The organism is Paenibacillus lactis, assembly GCF_017873605.1.
Classification (GTDB): Bacteria; Bacillota; Bacilli; order Paenibacillales; family Paenibacillaceae; genus Paenibacillus_AQ; species Paenibacillus_AQ lactis.
In genome coordinates this window covers 119,216-137,294 of record NZ_JAGGKI010000010.1, presented here as the reverse complement: position 1 = coordinate 137,294, position 18,079 = coordinate 119,216, and the positions used below count along the sequence as shown (strand labels likewise).

18 protein-coding genes are annotated in these 18,079 nt (G+C 51.9%); 6 read left to right on the top strand and 12 right to left on the bottom strand.

Features of this window, described 5'->3' with window-relative positions; genetic code table 11:
• Window positions 1-82 precede the first annotated feature (82 nt).
• The 4 genes from J2Z18_RS18845 to J2Z18_RS18830 all read right to left on the bottom strand — a co-directional run bounded on the left by J2Z18_RS18845 (window position 83) and on the right by J2Z18_RS18830 (window position 2,801).
• Window positions 83-862 (bottom strand): peptidylprolyl isomerase, encoded by a 780-nt coding sequence (locus J2Z18_RS18845; protein ID WP_007130831.1) that lies wholly within the window; start codon window positions 860-862, stop codon window positions 83-85.
• A gap of 192 nt (window positions 863-1,054) precedes the next feature.
• Entirely contained in the window at window positions 1,055-1,447 is a 393-nt protein-coding gene (locus J2Z18_RS18840; RefSeq protein ID WP_007130830.1) for a hypothetical protein, read from the bottom strand.
• A 121-nt stretch (window positions 1,448-1,568) separates the two neighbouring features.
• On the bottom strand, window positions 1,569-1,748 hold the full coding sequence (locus tag J2Z18_RS18835) for a hypothetical protein (RefSeq protein ID WP_007130829.1): 180 nt from the start codon (window positions 1,746-1,748) through the stop codon (window positions 1,569-1,571).
• 324 nt (window positions 1,749-2,072) lie between these two features.
• The gene (locus J2Z18_RS18830) at window positions 2,073-2,801 is read right to left on the bottom strand and encodes a hypothetical protein (RefSeq protein ID WP_007130827.1); all 729 of its coding nucleotides are present in this window, start codon (window positions 2,799-2,801) and stop codon (window positions 2,073-2,075) included.
• A gap of 349 nt (window positions 2,802-3,150) precedes the next feature.
• On the opposite strand from J2Z18_RS18830, the gene J2Z18_RS18825 reads away from it, so the two are divergent.
• From J2Z18_RS18825 to J2Z18_RS18815, 3 genes are all read left to right on the top strand, one after another.
• Complete coding sequence (locus J2Z18_RS18825; protein ID WP_007130826.1) at window positions 3,151-4,602, top strand: SulP family inorganic anion transporter; 1,452 nt, start codon at window positions 3,151-3,153, stop codon at window positions 4,600-4,602.
• A gap of 205 nt (window positions 4,603-4,807) precedes the next feature.
• Window positions 4,808-6,718 carry an ATP-binding protein gene (locus J2Z18_RS18820; protein WP_007130825.1) on the top strand — a complete coding sequence of 637 codons (1,911 nt, stop codon included), beginning with the start codon at window positions 4,808-4,810 and terminating at the stop codon, window positions 6,716-6,718.
• 151 nt (window positions 6,719-6,869) lie between these two features.
• Window positions 6,870-8,759: an ATP-binding protein gene (locus tag J2Z18_RS18815; protein WP_245256070.1), complete on the top strand. Its 1,890-nt coding sequence runs from the start codon at window positions 6,870-6,872 to the stop codon at window positions 8,757-8,759.
• 96 nt (window positions 8,760-8,855) lie between these two features.
• Here J2Z18_RS18815 and J2Z18_RS18810 read toward each other — a convergent pair whose 3' ends face one another.
• Window positions 8,856-9,095 (bottom strand): NHLP leader peptide family RiPP precursor, encoded by a 240-nt coding sequence (locus tag J2Z18_RS18810; protein WP_007130823.1) that lies wholly within the window; start codon window positions 9,093-9,095, stop codon window positions 8,856-8,858.
• Window positions 9,096-9,166: 71 nt separating this feature from the next.
• Complete coding sequence (locus J2Z18_RS18805) at window positions 9,167-10,120, bottom strand: hypothetical protein (RefSeq protein ID WP_210095169.1); 954 nt, start codon at window positions 10,118-10,120, stop codon at window positions 9,167-9,169.
• Window positions 10,121-10,350: 230 nt separating this feature from the next.
• Between J2Z18_RS18805 and J2Z18_RS18800 the strand changes: the two genes are divergently transcribed.
• On the top strand, window positions 10,351-11,028 hold the full coding sequence (locus J2Z18_RS18800) for a general stress protein (RefSeq protein WP_007130821.1): 678 nt from the start codon (window positions 10,351-10,353) through the stop codon (window positions 11,026-11,028).
• 250 nt (window positions 11,029-11,278) lie between these two features.
• Here J2Z18_RS18800 and J2Z18_RS18795 read toward each other — a convergent pair whose 3' ends face one another.
• Window positions 11,279-12,388 carry a GNAT family N-acetyltransferase gene (locus tag J2Z18_RS18795; protein ID WP_144871455.1) on the bottom strand — a complete coding sequence of 370 codons (1,110 nt, stop codon included), beginning with the start codon at window positions 12,386-12,388 and terminating at the stop codon, window positions 11,279-11,281.
• Window positions 12,389-12,716: 328 nt separating this feature from the next.
• Here J2Z18_RS18795 and J2Z18_RS18790 point away from each other — a divergent pair, with 328 nt between their 5' ends.
• Together J2Z18_RS18790 and J2Z18_RS18785 are read left to right on the top strand one after the other, a co-directional pair.
• On the top strand, window positions 12,717-13,205 hold the full coding sequence (locus tag J2Z18_RS18790) for a Dps family protein (protein ID WP_245256083.1): 489 nt from the start codon (window positions 12,717-12,719) through the stop codon (window positions 13,203-13,205).
• Window positions 13,206-13,429: 224 nt separating this feature from the next.
• Window positions 13,430-14,341 carry an EcsC family protein gene (locus tag J2Z18_RS18785; protein ID WP_007130818.1) on the top strand — a complete coding sequence of 304 codons (912 nt, stop codon included), beginning with the start codon at window positions 13,430-13,432 and terminating at the stop codon, window positions 14,339-14,341.
• 177 nt (window positions 14,342-14,518) lie between these two features.
• On the opposite strand, the gene queF is transcribed toward J2Z18_RS18785, so the two are convergent.
• The 5 genes from queF to J2Z18_RS18760 form a co-directional block, all read right to left on the bottom strand.
• On the bottom strand, window positions 14,519-15,016 hold the full coding sequence (gene queF, locus J2Z18_RS18780; protein ID WP_007130817.1) for a preQ(1) synthase: 498 nt from the start codon (window positions 15,014-15,016) through the stop codon (window positions 14,519-14,521).
• 78 nt (window positions 15,017-15,094) lie between these two features.
• Entirely contained in the window at window positions 15,095-15,889 is a 795-nt protein-coding gene (gene queE, locus J2Z18_RS18775) for a 7-carboxy-7-deazaguanine synthase QueE (protein ID WP_007130816.1), read from the bottom strand.
• The gene (queD, locus tag J2Z18_RS18770) at window positions 15,882-16,373 is read right to left on the bottom strand and encodes a 6-carboxytetrahydropterin synthase QueD (protein WP_007130815.1); all 492 of its coding nucleotides are present in this window, start codon (window positions 16,371-16,373) and stop codon (window positions 15,882-15,884) included. The genes queE and queD overlap by 8 nt, the downstream gene beginning before the upstream one ends.
• Entirely contained in the window at window positions 16,370-17,050 is a 681-nt protein-coding gene (gene queC, locus J2Z18_RS18765; RefSeq protein ID WP_028406449.1) for a 7-cyano-7-deazaguanine synthase QueC, read from the bottom strand. Before queC ends, queD begins: the two co-directional genes overlap by 4 nt.
• Window positions 17,051-17,340: 290 nt before the next feature.
• Window positions 17,341-18,045: an AIM24 family protein gene (locus J2Z18_RS18760; RefSeq protein ID WP_007130813.1), complete on the bottom strand. Its 705-nt coding sequence runs from the start codon at window positions 18,043-18,045 to the stop codon at window positions 17,341-17,343.
• Between the last annotated feature and the right edge of the window lie 34 nt (window positions 18,046-18,079).

Genomic DNA, 18,079 nt, shown 5'->3' with positions numbered 1-18,079 from the left:
AGCATTCATGGCTGCACCGCCTTTTGTTGAAAATATCAGGAAGCAGAATCTCAGGGGATCCGGTCCTGATATCGCAAGGAAATTATGATTGCTTCTCAGGCTCCGGATAATCCTTGCCGAGGGTGTCGACCGTCACTTTTTTCATGATTGGCATTTTGACAGGCGTTTCGCCATTCGTTTCTACATTCACGATCCCCATTGCCACGTCCATGCCTTCAATCACCTTGCCGAACGACGCATACAGCTGATCCAGATGAGGCGCATCCGCCACCATAATGAAGAATTGGGAGCCCGCGCTGTTCGGATCCTCCCCCCGGGCCATGGATAAGACGCCCGTCGTATGCTTCAGGTCGTTCTGGAACCCGTTGGCGGTAAATTCGCCGGGAATGCTGTAGCCGGGTCCGCCGGTACCGTTCCCGTCCGGGTCGCCGCCCTGGATCATGAAGCCGGGAATAACGCGATGAAAGCCGGTTCCGTCATAGAAGCCCTGCTTGATCAGGGAAATAAAATTGTTGACGGTATTCGGCGCCACCTCCGGATACAGCTCGGCCTTGATCACGCCTCCGTCTTCCATTTCAATCGTCACGATCGGATGGCTTGCATCCGGATCGGGTACATTAGCCTCCGTTTCGGTTGTTTCAGGGGTTTTCTCCTCAGGTGCGGCCCCGTTCTCAGATCCGCTTGAGGACCCGGTCGTGGAATCGCCTGTCGAGCCTGTAGAGCCGCTTGCGGATTCACTGGCAGTTCCGCTGCCGTTTGCGCTGCCGGTTCCTTTGTCATTGTTGCCGCATGCGGAGAGGACCAGCAGCACGGCAAAGACGATACCGAGAACAGGCATCCAGCGCATTCTCTGTTTCAGCATTTCATTCTCCTCCTGTAACTAGCTATTCAGGTTAGATCGTATACCGTAACCCATTTTAACACAGGTAGGACAAGTACTGAAAACAACATTCGCAGCGTAAACATAAGTAATAGCCCCCGGAGCTTGGCGGCAAGTCCGGAGGCTACAGGCTGCAGGATGTACGTTGATAAGGCCAAAGAAAGCTTCGAGTCTTTATTTCACTTGATAGATGCCCTCCACTTTGTTCAGCGGGAGCAGGATCCGGGAGTGGTTCTTATCCTTGGCGAGCAGCTCAATGAAATCCGTGCCGATCCGGACAAGCCGGATCCGGCTAAAGGCGCCGCCCGTGGAAAAGGTGGTACGCACGCCGACATGAATCGTCCGTTTCGGCGGCTTAACATCAAATACCCGGATCGACTCGAGGCTAGCGGGCACGAACAGCTCACCCTTCACCACGATAAACTGGCTCTTCAGCACCCGCTGCAGCCGGCCGGGTTCGAGCCCCATATTCGGGCCGTTAATTTCTGCAAGATGCCCGACTAAAGAGGCCAGCCGCTGCTGCAGGGAGATATTTTGCATCAAGCGGGTCAATCGAGGTCCGTTCATCTTCACATCATCCTTCCGAATTCATATGGTGTAGTGTATGTGGGAAGGCATCCTATGGGTGAAAGATGAGAAGGACTCAGCACAGCTTTTGTACCTATATCTTTGTAGTGGATGCAAGGCTTCAGCCGCTCGAAGACTCGTTTCCGCGATGGCTGGTATCGCTGCCATCCGGCTTCTCTCGCTTGACGCTGTCGGGAATGGGAACGCTGTCCGGATAGGACCCTTCTACGAAAAGACCAAATTTCTCGTCGATGTCACGCTCGGTGACAAGAGGGGTGTCACGGTCGGAAGGCTGTTTCATGGCGAATCCTCCTACTCCTAGGTTATGGTACATCGTAGATTACAAGATAAAGAGCTTGGCCGGTATAAGAAATAGTGGCTTGACCCATACTGAATTACTATAAAAGACAGAATATGGGAGGCTCGGTATGGAACGAAAGGGCAATATACTAACAGCACTCATATGGGGAACCCTGATCGGTATCCTGCTATGGATGTCATTGCTTGGCTGGCTGGACATATTGTTCGGAAAATAGATTCATATAACAGGACCCGCTTTCACTGTGACGAAGAGAAAGCGGGTCTTGATCATTCATAGGCTCAAAACGAGCAGCTGGAATCCGGATTAATCCTCTTCACCGTTGCTGCCGTTCAAAAGATCCGTTCCATGCATTAGATCGGTCTGCGGGGCAGCGGGGTCAACCGGGCTGTCCGCTGCAATGGCGTCGGCATCCGGGACGTCCTGAAGCGGCGTGTAATCCTCATCATCACCGGCTGAATCGGTGATGAATAGATCCTGTCCCTGTCCCAGAAAAGCCGTGCCGCTTCCGGAAAAGGCAGCATCCGCTGTCACGCGGCGTTCAGCATCGCCTGCGTATTCCGCGATCACCTCATCTCCTGGCCGCGTCGGCGGCTCACCTTCCATATCCAACCATTCTCTTGCCTCACGCTCATCCCCATGGACGAAGGCGGCATTTGCCGATGCCTGGTCCAGTGGGAGCCGGCCCTCCGCTTTGGGCTCCTGCCCATCGACGGCATCTGCCGAGGACCCGGATGCCGGCTCCCCGGCGATCGTCCGGTTATAAGGCTCAGCGCCTGCCGCTTCCCAAGCATCAAGAGCGCTATGGTCCGGATTTATCACTGCTGCGGGCGGTTTCGCGTCCGCGGGGGCGGACTCATTCTGGTCGTAACCGCTGTGGTCGGCCTCCTCACTGCTAAGGCTCTGGGTTGTGTAGGTGTTTACATCCCGAATGTCATCCTCCGGAATCATATCCGTCTCGTCGATCTTCCGCTTGGTCTCATATTCCAGGTATATCAACTCAGGCAGCGTATTCCGATTGTTCTCGTCGCGCATCGGTTGATAACTCCTTTCCATACCATCCCGCTTCGGGATGTTTTATATATTCCGACTTTACCCGCTGGGTCAGGAATGAATCGCTTTTCAAAGGCCGTGAGGGAAGTCGTAAGTCTTTTGGTAGCATTCCCGGCCGCAAGAATCATTATGAAATTCTTGAAAATGGGATATCGACGCGTTATCGTTTGAATTTAAGAGGAATTGAGAGATAAACCGAAATGAATGCGCTTTATTAATATCTGAAAACAGGGACCGGCTTGATATATAATCGGAAAAGTGATTATCGGACCCGGGCAAACCTGAGAGTGGGGCGCCAACCATAAGATACGAACAGGATGTGATTTTCTCTTTGTTTGCATGGATTAAACAAGGCTTCTTTGGCAATACGCGCAAAGATATTTTGTCGGGACTTACCGTAGCATTTGCACTTATCCCCGAGGCGATCGCCTTCTCGATCATGGCCGGCGTCGACCCGATGGTCGGCTTATATGCTTCCTTTGTCATCGCGGTCAGCATTTCATTCTTCGGCGGCCGGCCGGGCATGATATCCGCGGCGACCGGGGCGATGGCTTCCCTGATGGGACCGCTCGTAGCCAAGCACGGCATTGAGTATTTATACGCAGCGACGGTTCTCACGGGACTTCTGCAATGGCTGATGGGGGCATTGAAATTCGGACGGTTTATTTCTTTCGTGCCGCAGCCGGTCATTACCGGCTTTGTGAACTCGCTTGCCATCATTATCTTTTTGGCCCAGCTTCCGAACTTTGTCGGGGAGTCATGGCCGATGTTTCTGATGGTGGCCGGGACGCTCGTGATCATCTATGTTCTGCCGCTGCTCACGAAAGCTGTTCCTTCAGCGCTTGTGGCGATCATTGTCATGACGATCATCGCGGTATGGACAGGGGCTCCCGTGCGCACGGTCGGAGATATGGGCAACATAACGCAGACGCTTCCGTTCTTCCATATTCCCGATGTGTATATCAGTCTGGAGATGATCATGACCATACTTCCAATCTCCTTGGCGCTTGCGGTCGTGGGGATGACCGAATCGCTGCTGACGGCTTCGCTCGTGGATGAATTGACCGAGACCGACAGTGACAAGAACCGGGAGATCCGGGGACAGGGAATCGCGAATATCATTACCGGATTTTTCGGGGGGATGGCCGGCTGCGCGATGATCGGACAGACGGTCATCAACGTTAAATCCGGCGGCCGCACGCGGCTCTCTACGCTCGTTGCCGGCGTGTTCCTGCTGTTTCTGATCATCGTCCTTGGTGATGTCGTCAAGCAGATTCCGATGGCTGCCCTGGTCGGCGTCATGTTCATGGTGTCCATAGGCACCTTTGAATGGAACTCGCTTCGGACGCTCCACCGGATTCCGCTCGGAGATACGGTGGTTATGCTCACGACGGTCATCATCGTTGTTGCAACCCATAACCTGGCCATCGGCGTCATGATCGGCATCGTGCTCAGCGCGCTGAATTTCGGCTGGAAGATGGCGAGAATTTATGCCAATCCGCATATCGAGGCCAATGGAGTCAAGGTATATGAAATTCGGGGACAGCTGTTTTTCGGGACCGCGATGTATTTCATCAAACTGTTCGATGCTCATAACGATCCGGACCATGTCACGATTGATTTCTCCAAGTCGCATGTGTGGGATCAGTCCGGAACGGACGCAATTTCCAAAATATTCAATAAGTACAAGGAGGCAGGCAAGCATATGACCATCGTCGGCTTGAATGAGGAAAGCAAGCGGATGGTTGAAAGAATGGGGCTTGCTTCCAGTTCTTCACACTAACCTTAAGGGATTGCTGCTTGCCACTGTGATGGCAGATCGGCAGTCCCTTTTCATTTTCTTAACAACTAAAATTTTTCTGACAACGGGTGTTGCTTTTCATGGTATATTGGTTGTAAATCAAGACGAAGTTTGTCGAATCGACATGACGCATAAACGCAGTAAAACCCTACATTATGAACGAAGGACGGTTAGAGGTGCGCACAAAATGAAGGATGTACCTAAATACATACTCCTGCTGCTGCTGATGATGCCGCTCATGTCATTCTGGGGCGCGCCCGCTCATGCGCAAGCTGCTCCCGCGGTAATCTCCGATTGGCAGGTGTTGTGGGAGTTCGAGGATCGGGAAGGGGACGTGAATCCTGCAAGCATCAGGAGCCGCAGTCAATGGATCGATGCAAAGAAGGGGATGGCATCCCCCCCTCGGCCGGATGGGGCTGTTTCGTCATGGAACCGGTTCACGCTGCCGAAGCTGCCGCCGGGACAATCGGCTGTACTGATCGAGCGGGTCAAGGGGCAGGATGTGTCGGCTTTTCTGGAAGAGCTGCCATTATACGAAGTAAAGCGGTATTTTGTATATATGAACCATACGCTGCTGCTGCCCGTTACCGGGGAGGATGCCGGCAAAACCGTCTATATATGGTCGAAGGGAACGGATACTGCACTAGGAATCCAAGGGGACATCGTGCTCGGAGAGTATGAACATATGCGGGGCGTATTCATCAAGAAGGATCTGGAGGATTTCATACTTGGCGGCTCCTTATTGTTCATCGCGGCGGTCATGACGGTATGCTGCCTGTTTCTTCCGCGGCATACGGTACCCAGCTGGCTTGCCCTGTGCATCGTTATTTTTGCATTCGGTGCGCTGCTGATTGCCTATTCGCCTTTCCTCTACACGTTCTATGGCGATCTGGGAAGCGTATGGGTAACCCTGTTTGATACGGCTTTGTTTGCCATCATGCCTGCCATGTTTTTTTATTTTGAAAAAATATACGGTCCGGGTCCTTACCGGATCATCCGCTATGGCCAAAGATTCCAGATGGGCTATTCCGGGCTGTGCCTGATTTTGCTTATCGTTCAGCTGGTCGGCACGCATCCGTTTCCTCAGCTCTACTATTTATTTACAGTGAAGATCCTCGGTATTCTGATTATTCTGGAGCTGTCGCTGCTTATCGGAATTACGATCCTGTATGCATCCAAACGTAATAAAGACGCTTATATTTTCTCGTTCGGATTCGGCATAATGGCCCTGCTGACGCTGGGTGACCTGATAAGCTTCTATATGAAAGACAGCAACTATGAATTCTATTTATGGAAATGGGGCGTTATTGCGCTCGTCGTATCGCTGATCGTCATGCTGGGGCGAAAATTCGTCCGGAGTCATCAGCAGGTGCTCGAGTACTCCCGGGAGCTGGAGCTGTTCAATAATGAACTGCAGCGCTCCGAGAAGATGGAGATTATTAGCGAATTGGCCGCTTCGGTTGCGCATGAGGTCCGAAATCCGCTGCAGGTGACGCGCGGCTTTATGCAGCTGCTCTCGCAGAGCGCCAAGCCGGAGGAGAAGGAATATTTCGCTTTGGCCTTAAAGGAGATGGACCGGGCGTCGGGGATCATTACGGATTTTCTGACGTTTGCCAAGCCGCAAGTCGAACAGATTGTGCCTCTGAACGTGTACGAGGAGCTAAAGCATGTTACCGGTATTCTTCTCCCGCTAGCCAACCTTGCAGGCGGCACGATTGAGCTGGAAGAAGCGGAGGATTTATGTATTACCGGTAATTCCTCCAAGCTGAAGCAGGCGATGATTAATATCGTGAAGAACGGTATTGAAGCTCTCGACGGGGAAGGCACTGTCCGCATTTGGGCTTATGCTCAATCGAACGAGGTCATTATCCATATCCAAGACAATGGGGTCGGGATGGATGCTCTTGAGCTGTCCAGGCTCGGAGAGCCGTATTTCTCGAATAAATCCAAGGGAACGGGCCTCGGTCTGATGGTTACCTACCGGATCATCAAGTCGATGAACGGCACCATACACTTCAACAGCAGGAAAGGGGTCGGCACCGAAGCGATTATCCGCTTCCCTGCCTGTGCATCGAACCATCAAGGAAACCCAACTTAAACGCGTTTTTAGGAGATACCGGATCGGTATCTCCTGTTATTTTAGCAAAAGAATAGAAAAATTTTTCATAATTATGAATTTTAGAAGGGGGAATGTTTTAACGCATCGAATACTTTTAGGAGGTATTCATTATAATGTTTGAGGTGCGTGCATGAGATCTGGATGGAGAATCGGTATGTCCCTGATCATCACAATTGGTATTACCCTCGGCATTCCGGGGTTATCCTCCGGCGCTGCCAGTGCGCCAGCGTCAGCTGTGATTAAGGAGTGGCGAATTCTATGGTCGGATGCAGGGGAAGTGCCGGATCGTGCGCCGCCAGAGGGAGAGATTTGGGTGGAAGGCTCCGCCCGGATTTCCGAACACTCGAAGCCGCAGAGCAAGACGTCGGCATGGATTCATATGAAACTTCCGGATATCTCCTCCTCCTCGCAAGGCATACTAATAGACAAGCTTCACGGACAGCAGGTAGCGGTGTTTGCCGGCGAACGGAAAATCTATGAATCCGCGAGAACCTACAATTATGAGCTGAACCATATCTTGCTCCCGCTGCATGAGGATTTATCCGGCCAGGACCTGTATGTATGGCTGGAAACGGCAAGAGATCATATTATGGTCGACGGAAAAATCGTGATCGGCCCATACCACGAGCTTCTGAACCGGTTTGTCCGATCGAATCTGGGCGATATCATTTTAGGCAGCGCCTTCTTATTCATTGCCTTCGTGATGCTCATATGTGCTGTCTTTTTGAACAATAAATATCTGGTCGCCGTCCTTTCTTTGGCCTTTACCATCCTATCTGTCGGCATCCTGGTGTTTACTTACTCCCCTTTCCTTTACACCGTTTTTGAAGAATACGGAAACATCTTTACACACATGTATGATATTTCATTACTCGTCCTTCTGCCTTCGTTCAGCCTGTTTTTCGAAAAAATATTCGGTCATGGCTGGAAGGGCATGCTTCACAAACTGCGCAATTTCCAAGTGTTTTACTCCTTGTTTTGTATTCTGTTCCTGATCGCCAATCAACTGGCCGCAAACCAGTGGTTTGGGCTGTACTACTTCTTTTCCGTGCAGGTGCTCGGCGTTGTTATGATCCTGCAATTCACGCTGCTGATCGGAAGCTCGATGTATTTTGCCATCAAAGGAAACAGGGATGCCGTCATTTTCAATGCAGGCTTTGCCGCGTTTGCCGTTATCGGATTGGGCGAGCTGCTGCAGTTTTTCCTCAGCCGGGGAAGCTATAATCTGTTTTTATGGAAATGGGGCGTTGTCGTCTTTATCGTATCGCTCATTGTCATTCTGGGGCGCCATTTTGCCAAAAATCATGAACGGATTCTCCAATACTCCAAGGAGCTGGAGATGTTCAACAATGAGCTGCAGCGCTCCGAGAAGATGGAGATCATCAGCGAGCTTGCAGCCTCGGTAGCCCATGAAGTCCGCAACCCGCTTCAAGTAACACGAGGATTTCTACAGCTGCTCATGGGCAAGGCCAAGGCGGCTGAACGCGAGTATCTGGATTTGGCGCTGGTGGAGCTGGATCGGGCGTCGGGCATTATTACGGACTTCCTGACCTTTGCCAAGCCGGAGTTCGGCAAGGACACCGTGCTTCAGATCTCCGACGAATTCAAGCATATCGAGGGGATTCTTGCACCGCTAGCGCATCTGCATGGCGGAAAGATCACCGTGGACATTCCAGAGGACCTTGCCGTACGCGGCAATTCCTCCAAGTTCAAGCAGGCGTTCATTAACATTATCAAGAACAGCATTGAAGCTTTGCAAGAGGAGGGGGTCATCCAGATCCGCTGCTATCAGAAGCAGGGGCGGGTATACATACACGTCGTGGATAACGGCGAAGGAATGGGGGAGGATGTGCTGGCCCGGTTAGGCGAGCCGTACTTCTCCAACAAGACGAAGGGGACGGGACTCGGGCTTATGGTCACGTTTCGAATTATCGAGGCCATGGATGGCAGCATTCAATTTACAAGTAAAAAAGGAGTGGGGACGGATGCCGTTATCACGCTGCCCGCAGCTTACGAATAAAATCGTAGGCTGCGGACTTGGCGGAAGGCTTCCAGTCCCCACTCTTTGCTTCGTGTTCTTCCATGTATGAGTAAATCCCGGGCTGTTATGTAGTCTTTACCAGATGGCTCTTTCTTTGGCTTCGGACTTGATCACGCCTGCCGGATTCGGAGGGATGACCAGGTACAGCTCATTGGGCTGCTCTTCGAGCGTTCTTACTTCAATGTGGTCGGGGATTCGCACGCCAAGTACTTCCTTGATCGCTGATTTCGGATCGCTGACCAGCTTTGCTTTAAAGCTAGGATCCTCCCATGCTTTTTGAATCAGTTGTGTTTGAAAGATGGCTTCTGTTGTCATTAGAATCACCCTTTCAAATAAATGGTTATAATTTACTCTTTAAGGATACCATGGAATAAATTTAAAATCTATTATTTTTTGGTTGATATAGACAAATAATAATTCAAACCGCCTAAAGCCAGGGTTTGCTTGCTATTTTCGATATGATTTGCATCCGAAATGAGCTCGTCCACCATCGTATAATGGAAGGATATCAGATTCGGCGCGTCAAGCCTGGTCTCTGTCAGGCGGGTATGCGTCTCAGCTGCAATCGCTGCATAAGGCTTCAAGAGGTTGCGGATATAAATCGCCTCTTGAGCTTCCGCTTCGGTTAGCGCTGCATCCCAGGGACGCCCTAGCCTTGCTTTAATCATGGCGAGCAGGCAGTTGTAGCTGCCGTCTGCAAGATCCTGCTTCCAGTCCATCCAATCGTCCATCATCTGCAAGGTCAGCAGCACGTGGTTCATCATGTCATTCGCGGCAGGAATCAGCTCAGGGCGTTCCGCCAGAAGGAGGACGGCAGTGCTGCCGAGTTTAACCGGAGCGGCCTTCTTGGCGACTCCAATCGGCACGTTCACGAAATAATCAGCGCTGCTCTCGTGAATGACGCCATCCGACCATTCTTGATTATAAACTTTGAAAAATTGCCAGAATGCGGAGTCAGGCGGGAAGTAAGCTTGGTACATCGCAAGGAATTCCGAATATAAAAGGGTCGCGAGTGCAAGATGCTGTTTCACATGGAGCGGGGATGGACTCTCCCGAACAGAGTCCATGATGTCGTCTTGAATGAAATAGTAGAGCATTCCGATGATGTTGGCTGCTGCCAGGTGGCGGTAACTTTCTGCTGGGAGTGTGGTAAGTTCTTTCATCCAGAAGGGAAGTAGATAACAGATGTAGTTTTTGGAGCTGTCTTGCTCGAAGACGTCGAAAGCGCGCAAATACGAAATTCCGAGTTCATTCAACGGAGGGGGCAGGTCCGACAATCGAGCTTCGCATTGCGCAAATACGGCAGCAAGATCGTCCTCGAATGACTTAAACCAATTCATCGAATCACCAGCCTATTTCTATTTTATTGGGAATTACTTACTTTTAATTCTAGCATGAATAACTTAATAGTTAAATATTACCATTCAAATTCAGGGGAGATTCTTCCGCTCGGTATGGAAATCGATGGAACGATGCCTTTTGGCCGGGATCTGTTGTTTGATCAAGTCCTCAGACGTTTAAGAATGAAGTGTACACCGATAACTGAAATGACCATAAGGAGGTAACTCATATGACTCAGAAAATTGTTGGTGCTTTTCGTTCGGAAGAGGAAGCAACCCGCGCTATAGAGGAACTGAAGTCGCAAGGGTTCAGAGCAGATGAAATCTCTGTCATTGCAAAGGATCGCGGTGAAACGTCGGCGATTGAGGAAGAGACAGGGACGAAGGCGCCGGAAGGCCTGGCGTCCGGGGCAGCAACAGGCGGCGTCCTGGGCGGCGTAACCGGACTGCTTGCCGGGCTCGGCGCGCTTGCTATACCGGGCATCGGCCCGATTGTCGCTGCAGGTCCCATCGCTGCCACTCTTACGGGAGCTGCCGTCGGAGCAGGCGCAGGCGGGCTGGTTGGAGGATTGATCGGACTCGGCATACCGGAAGATCAGGCGAAGGAATACGGAAGCTATGTGGATGAAGGGCATATTCTCGTCATGGTGGATGCGGATGAGAGCCGCGGCGGAAAGGTATATGATATCTTCCGCAGCAACAGCGCGCTTAATGAGCATCATTACCGTCAAGGAACAACGTACAACGGCACGGGCTCCCCAATCGATTCCCGCACGGAAGCGGCGGCGGCTACCGAGGATGCCGTTCCGGATCCGAATTTGTATCACGGCTATGGCAACGGGGACGGAGGCGCGGTGAGACCTGATGGTGTAAGCACGGGCCGCGAAGGGTCATCTAAGAGACTTTAAGATACTATATATTACTCTATAAAATGAGGGGCTGTCCCACAAGATCATCGATCTGGGGCAGCCCCTCTTCCTGCTGTCAAGCCACTTCAGTAACCGTTATGGATTTCCTTTCGCAGTTACGGTTTGCCATCAATCACTTTATGCCTATTAAATCTGGAAAAGCGGCTCATCTCTAGGATAAAAAATTTACTATCAGGCCAAACCTCGGTGAACATTCGGTTCGATGAGTATTCGGTATCCGTTGGCTTATTTAAATATACTGCAGCCCGGAGGTATACGGCAGCGGAATCGGGTCGAACGCTGCTGTCCCTTGAATCCGGTACGGAGACAAAGGGTCGAACAGGAGCGACAGCAGTCCTTCGTCATCCAGGACAACAGTCTCCCCCGAGAGCGTAATGCGATAAGGTCCATGCTCCCCATCGGCTTGGATGGCGCCTTCCGGCAGCAGCGGAGCCAGCTGATCCAGAAGCCGGATTCCGTTCACCAGGTAAACCGTCCCGTCATTCTGGATCGATTCCGGCATGGCACCGGCGGATTGAAGCAGCGCGGCGAGCTCTCGGTCCTGCCAGGCCAGTGGAATGATCAGCTCCGGCAGGTTAAAGCCGGCGATTGCTTCAGCAATGACCAGCGCGGCGGCTTCCGGGCTGCCGCCCCATTCCACAAGCGTGGATGCGCGGGAAGGCGTCATCACGGTTCCGGGCACGGCAATGATTGCGAATGCCGACAATTCCCCGTTCTGCTCGGCGACAAGCACTTGCTGCTCAAGCCGGATCACGTTGGAATAGGCGCTTGCGTCAAGCAGCTTGCCAAGCTCGGTAGGCGTCGACATATACCCGGCTTCCCGATCTTCCATAAGCGCGTGGACTTGCAACAGATCCTCCGGCTTCATGGCCCGGATCTGAACCTGCTTTGCGGTGGAGGACCGAAGGGGCTCGACCATGGAAGGGGTCACCTGAAAGCGCTGGGCCCGGCCGAACAAACGGCTGCCGGCACGGGTGTACAGGGATCTCCCTCCGGAGATGAAGATCAGGGATGCGCCCGAAGCTTCCCCATGCTTGATGCATGCTTGAAGCAGCGAACCGGCAAGCCGCTGTCCCCGATAGTCTGGGTCCGTACATACGGATCCGATCGAGAATACGTTCAGCCGTGCTCCACGGATCTTCATCATAAACGGGACAAATCCCATGAACGAGACAAGCTTCTCTTGATCCCATGCTCCGTATGAATGGCTGATACCCGGAGAGAAGATAAGCGGGAAGGATACGCCCATGGAGGGCTGCTCGGGCTGCTTAAGAAAAATACGATCGGATAATTCAATCGCTTGGGTCAGTTGATCGGAATTCATGATAGAAATATGCACTGGGGTATTTCGCCTCCCTATGGTTGTCACTTAACACCAGTATAAGGTGACAGACCGCGGGATTTCCAGTAAACGTTTACAAATTAATAGATTTTTATGGATAAACCGCTCTCAGCACCCATCACCTGAAGAACAACATGATTCAATTCACAGCCGGCTCGGCAAGGAGCACTTATGATAGGGTATAAAAACAGAGAAAAATCTTCATCCTATCTTCATCTAAGAAATCGTGAATTGCTTTGCAAATAAGATGAAAATCTGATATTATAAAGACAAGGATTTAGAATAAGTCTAAATACAATATCAACTAAAGGAGACGATATAGATGATGAATACAAATACGAACGCGAATGTAAATTTGACTCAAAACCTGCAGGGTGAAAACGAGCTCCACAGCATCCTTAATCTCCAAGTTGCGAACTGGAGCCTGCTGGGCGTAAAGCTGCACCATTACCACTGGTATGTGAAAGGGCCACAGTTTTACGTGCTGCATGAGAAGTTTGAGGAGCTGTATAACGCGGCAGCCGATTACGTGGACGAGCTGGCTGAGCGGCTGCTGGCCATCGGTGGCAAACCGGCAGCAAGCATGACCCAGTATCTGCAGCTGACGACGCTTCAAGAAGCGAACGGTGAGAACAGCGCTGAAGAGATGGTGAGCCAGCTTATCGCCGATTATGAAACGATCGCAGCCGAGCTTAAGCAGGGGATCGCGGCAGCCGATGCAGCAGGTGACGATGCGACAGCCGACTTGTTCACGGGCATGATGACCGATATTCAGAAGCATGCCTGGATGTTGAACGCATTTTTGGGCAAATAAGCGGCGTATACAGGTTGCTTGATGTTCATTACATTTCGAAAAACATCGTAAAATGGCCATCCCAGATGGGATGGCTTTTTCGTATGATTAGCTGGCTATAATGGGGCTGCTCGATTTGGGCGATATCGTGCTGAGGCATCAGTTTTGAAAAATACTGCGCCGTTTTTACGTTTGATGCGTATATACTCCATAGTTAACGCTGAATTGAAGAGGAGATTGTGAACATGGCAGAAATGGAATCACGGCAAGTGTTGGAGTCACAGCTTCAAGAGATATTGGTGTGGGAAAAAGAACAGAAGGACGTGATGTTCTGGGAAAAGCTCGGCAGAATCCCCTTCATGCTTCTGGATCGGCTGACACCGAAGGCCGTGCGGAATAAAATCGGCGAGGCGCTTAACGATGTCGGCAGCTTTATCCAGACCGGAGGCCAGTATCTGGTGCGCGAGCAGTCCGTAATGAATCTGTTGGCCAAAACGGCGGGAGATGAGGGGACCGCTTCCAAGGAAGCCGAAGCGTGGGAGATCGAAGAAGAAACCGATCCTTCCCGTACGGGTGGCAACGCGGCGGATGGCTCAGGCGATCAGAAGCTGACCTTGACCGAGGCTTCTCGTTTGCCGCTGCAGGTGATGGATGCCGCGGCGGATATTTTGACGGCTAAACGGGTCAAATTTGCCGCCGCCCAAGGGGCAGCCACCGGGATCGGCGGCGTCTTTACGATTGCAGTCGATATTCCGATGGTGCTCGGACAGTCACTAAAGGTGCTTCAAGAGATGGCGCTATGCTACGGCTATGATCCGAACGATACCAGGGAGCGGGTGTTTATCGTGAAGTGCCTGCAGTTCGCTTCCGCCGATATAGTGGGCAAGAAGGCGGTGCTGGAGGAGCTCGCCAGCTTTGATGACGAGAAGGGGACGGATCAGGTATTCTCCCAGCTGCAGGGATGGAGGGAAGTGATCCAGTCGTACACGGACAGCTTCGGAATGAAGAAGCTGTTCCAGCTTATTCCGATTGCCGGGATTGTATTCGGCTCGATCAACAACAAGGGCACCATCGGGGACGTGGCGGAAGCCGGAAAGATGCTCTACAAAAAACGTCGCCTGAACCACCGACTGCGCAATATGGAATATCCGCTGTAAGTTTTCAGCTAAGCCAGAAGAATGGGTGCAGATTGAGACTAAAAAGAGGGCCGCTCCGTAAATGGAGCGGCCCTTATTGGTATGAATGCCTAGAGGTAAAGCATCGTGTAAGAAGTGTTAGCTTGCTTGTAAATCTAACTTGTACCTGTACTTGTTACCAGTACAGGTAACTTGTATTTAACGGTTATCCACTTTTTCCGGATACAGATCATGATTCATGAGACGCTGTGCAGCCATTTCCTCGTATTTGGTTCCGGGACGGCCGTAGTTGCAGTACGGATCGATGGATATCCCGCCGCGCGGAGTGAATTTGCCCCACACTTCAATATATCTCGGATCCATCAGCTTGATCAAATCGTTCATGATGATGTTGACGCAGTCTTCATGGAAATCGCCATGATTGCGGAAGCTGAACAGATACAGCTTCAGGGACTTGCTCTCCACCATTTTAATATCCGGAATGTAGCTGATGTAAATAGTGGCAAAGTCCGGTTGGCCCGTAATCGGACACAGGCTTGTAAACTCGGGGCAGTTGAATTTTACGAAGTAATCCCGATATGGATGCTTATTGTCGAAGCTTTCCAGGATGCCGGGATCATACTCGAAGGTATATTTCGTGCCTTGGTTGCCCAGCAGGGTAACCTCTTGCATTTCCTCTCTTTGTCTTCCAGCCATGAATGCATAACTCCTCTATATTATAATCGTTTTCTGTTCAGGTTCATTAGGCCATCAAGCGGCATGCCGGACAGCTGTCTAGACGCCGCGCTTATTGCCCCATACGAGCGTATGCAGCTGGGGAAGGACGCGCACGTCGTTGAGCCGATCGGATTGCATAACCGCATTCACCAGCCACTCGTATCGCTCCAGCAGGTAGCTGACATGGGAGGACGTATCACTTGTGCTGACATCCGGGTTGCCGGTTTGCAGGTAAAACGGGACATTCGGATATCGCTCATGCACCGTTTCGGCGTAAGCCAGATCGGTATCGTCGAATACGACCACCTTCAAGCTGAAGGAGCGGCCGGGCTGGCGCGCGGACAAGCGGGAGATCATGATGTCAAGCTTCTCCCAATCCGTCTCCATACCGGAGCTCGGCGGCTTCGGCGATATGGTGACTTCATCGATGTCGTTCAGCCAATCCTGCCAGCGGGAGCCTTGCGTCTCTACCGCAACGGTAATGCCGTGCCGGTGCAGCTCATCCACAAGGGAGCCTAATTGGGACAGCAGGGCGGGGTTGCCGCCCGAAAGGGTGACGTGGTCGAACCGTTCTCCCCCAAGACGATACAGCTCCTGCCATATTTCATCAGTGCTCATCTTGCGGATCGAATCTGCCGCCGATCCGTCCCACGTAAACGCGGAATCGCACCAGGCGCAGCGGTAATCACAGCCCGCCGTGCGGACGAACATCGTTTTTCGGCCAACGACCATCCCTTCGCCTTGTACGGTAGGGCCGAAAATTTCCATTACCGGAATGGGGCGGTCGACGGTTGCCGCAGCGAATGCGCCTCCGCTTGTGCCGGTCTCTGCCTTACTATGCTGATTATTCACCTAGCATCCACTCCCGTCTGACCTCGGCATAGCTGGTCGGTGTTTCGAACAAACGCACGAATTCGGTGCGCGTTCCCTGCTGCTCATGGGATGGCTTGGCGCTGAGGGCGGCTTCCATTTTCTCAAACAGCCATACGACCATATTCTCCGCCGTGGTGTTCATCGGAGGCAGCGTTTCGTTCAGATATCGATGGTCGAGATAAGGCTCGATCTCCGATTTCCAGATGTCCTTAATTTCACCGAAATCCACGGTAATTCCGACTTCATCCGGAATGCCGCTGATGCCGAATACGACTTTATAGGTATGCCCGTGGAGGTTCTTGCATTTTCCTTCATAAGCATGCAGATGATGTGCTGCATCGAACGTAAATTCCTTGGAGACGAGCACGCGCTTCCGGTGGTAGCGCAGGCTGCCGGCATCGATATCCTCGCCGAGCTTCTGCAGCCGTTCAACGATCCGAAATGCCCCAGGCTCTCGGCTCATACCGTGCGCCCCCCTTCAACGCTCGCGTTCCTGCGGCTCAAATATTTATCCAATCCGGCTTTTCTCAGCTTGCAGGCAGGGCATTCCCCGCAGCCGTCGCCTTTAATGCCGTTATAGCAGGTCAGCGTGTGATCACGGATATATTCCAGGGCGTTCATCTGGTCTGCGAGCTCCCATGTTTCCGCTTTGTCCAGCCACATGAGCGGGGTATGAATGACAAAAGGATAGTCCATGGCCAGATTCAGCGTCACATTGAGCGATTTGATAAAGCTGTCGCGGCAATCGGGATAGCCGCTGAAGTCCGTCTCGCATACGCCGGTTACGAGATGCTTGGCTCCGATTCCTTTCGCAAGGACGGCAGCGAAGCTAAGAAACAGGAGGTTCCGACCCTCCACGAACGTGGTTGGCAAGCCTTGGTCGCCTTCCTTGATTTCAATATCGGTGCGTGTCAACGCATTGGGAGCCAGCTGGTTCAACAGGCTCATATCGAGCACGGTTTGCTTCACGCCTTGTTCTTTGGCGATCTGGGCGGCGCATTCGATCTCAAGCTTGTGGCGCTGGCCGTAATCGAAGGTGACCGTCTCCACCTCGGCAAAGCGTTCCTTCGCCCAGAACAGACAGGTGGTGCTGTCTTGGCCGCCGCTGAACACGACGACCGCTTTTTCATGTTTAAGCATAAAAAAACCTCTCATTCTTCATAGTTTTAGGGGAGCCCGAAGGCCGATCCCGTAGAAGAATAGAGAAGTTCTTGAACTGAATCCGCAAAAAAACAAGCCTTATTTTCACGGCAGTTTAAAAAAGATAATTCGATGCCGAATAAGACAATGTAGTTTTTTATAGAGGGAGTTCGCGAACCTCTCCCATACGCTTTGCAGCGTATGGACTTGTCTTCTGTTGTCACTAGCGGCCGCTAGCGGCTCTTGCGCTGCAGCCGGGTACTTATGCCCTACATTATAACACGGGGACATTATTTGATAAACACTCCGCCGAAGGGAATTGCTTCCCGTAAGAAGCGCTTGATAATCCCTTCATCGTTGAATTCGTCGACCAGCCGCTGGTTCTGCCGCCCGGCCTGAAACAGGACATATCCTTCTCCGGTGAGCTTCCAATGGTAATTCATATGCTGGCTTGCCAGGTGATTTCCGTATACGGTCAAATCCAGTTTGGCTCCTTCTGGATAGGCAATGATGCTGCCTGCATCGACGTATAGCGGCTCCGTAGGGTGCAGCTTCACCTTGCAGACCGGACCTTGGGTCAGGATGCCGATGCTGCCGCTGCCGGAAAACTTCATTTTAATGGCGTCCCGCGTAACGAGCATATTTTTAAATTTCAAAATACGGGTCTGCATTGTTACATTACTGGTATAGAAGAATACATGCCTGAAATCGTAGAGCATGTCCTCCCCGCCTTCCAGCCGGATCTCATGCATGTTGAAGCCCGGAGGGAGGGCTGCCGTAAACTGGCTGGGACCGCTGATGTCGGCACGGATCAGCTTCTTCTTCCGGTATATCCCTTTCACGTTCATCAGACGGTCGCTTCGCCCGGTCGAGGGACCCCGGTACGCTACAATCTGATCGGGATGCAGCACATGGGCAATGTCGCCGTCGGCCAAGGAAAAGGTAACCGCTTGTCCAGCCCCGCCGCCGGACGTATCTTCCATTCGGATAATCACACGCCCACCTCCTTTATCAGTCTGACTGGCTGCT

What these genes read in the sequence shown, in the direction of transcription:
- J2Z18_RS18845 (WP_007130831.1), bottom strand. Translation starts at nt 862, where the DNA reads ATGCTGAAACAGAGAATGCGCTGGATGCCTGTTCTCGGTATCGTCTTT.
- J2Z18_RS18840 (WP_007130830.1), bottom strand. Translation starts at nt 1,447, where the DNA reads ATGAACGGACCTCGATTGACCCGCTTGATGCAAAATATCTCCCTGCAG.
- J2Z18_RS18835 (WP_007130829.1), bottom strand. Translation starts at nt 1,748, where the DNA reads ATGAAACAGCCTTCCGACCGTGACACCCCTCTTGTCACCGAGCGTGAC.
- J2Z18_RS18830 (WP_007130827.1), bottom strand. Translation starts at nt 2,801, where the DNA reads ATGCGCGACGAGAACAATCGGAATACGCTGCCTGAGTTGATATACCTG.
- J2Z18_RS18820 (WP_007130825.1), top strand. Translation starts at nt 4,808, where the DNA reads ATGAAGGATGTACCTAAATACATACTCCTGCTGCTGCTGATGATGCCG.
- J2Z18_RS18815 (WP_245256070.1), top strand. Translation starts at nt 6,870, where the DNA reads ATGAGATCTGGATGGAGAATCGGTATGTCCCTGATCATCACAATTGGT.
- J2Z18_RS18810 (WP_007130823.1), bottom strand. Translation starts at nt 9,095, where the DNA reads ATGACAACAGAAGCCATCTTTCAAACACAACTGATTCAAAAAGCATGG.
- J2Z18_RS18805 (WP_210095169.1), bottom strand. Translation starts at nt 10,120, where the DNA reads ATGAATTGGTTTAAGTCATTCGAGGACGATCTTGCTGCCGTATTTGCG.
- J2Z18_RS18800 (WP_007130821.1), top strand. Translation starts at nt 10,351, where the DNA reads ATGACTCAGAAAATTGTTGGTGCTTTTCGTTCGGAAGAGGAAGCAACC.
- J2Z18_RS18790 (WP_245256083.1), top strand. Translation starts at nt 12,717, where the DNA reads ATGAATACAAATACGAACGCGAATGTAAATTTGACTCAAAACCTGCAG.
- J2Z18_RS18785 (WP_007130818.1), top strand. Translation starts at nt 13,430, where the DNA reads ATGGCAGAAATGGAATCACGGCAAGTGTTGGAGTCACAGCTTCAAGAG.
- queF (WP_007130817.1), bottom strand. Translation starts at nt 15,016, where the DNA reads ATGGCTGGAAGACAAAGAGAGGAAATGCAAGAGGTTACCCTGCTGGGC.
- queD (WP_007130815.1), bottom strand. Translation starts at nt 16,373, where the DNA reads ATGAGCCGAGAGCCTGGGGCATTTCGGATCGTTGAACGGCTGCAGAAG.
- queC (WP_028406449.1), bottom strand. Translation starts at nt 17,050, where the DNA reads ATGCTTAAACATGAAAAAGCGGTCGTCGTGTTCAGCGGCGGCCAAGAC.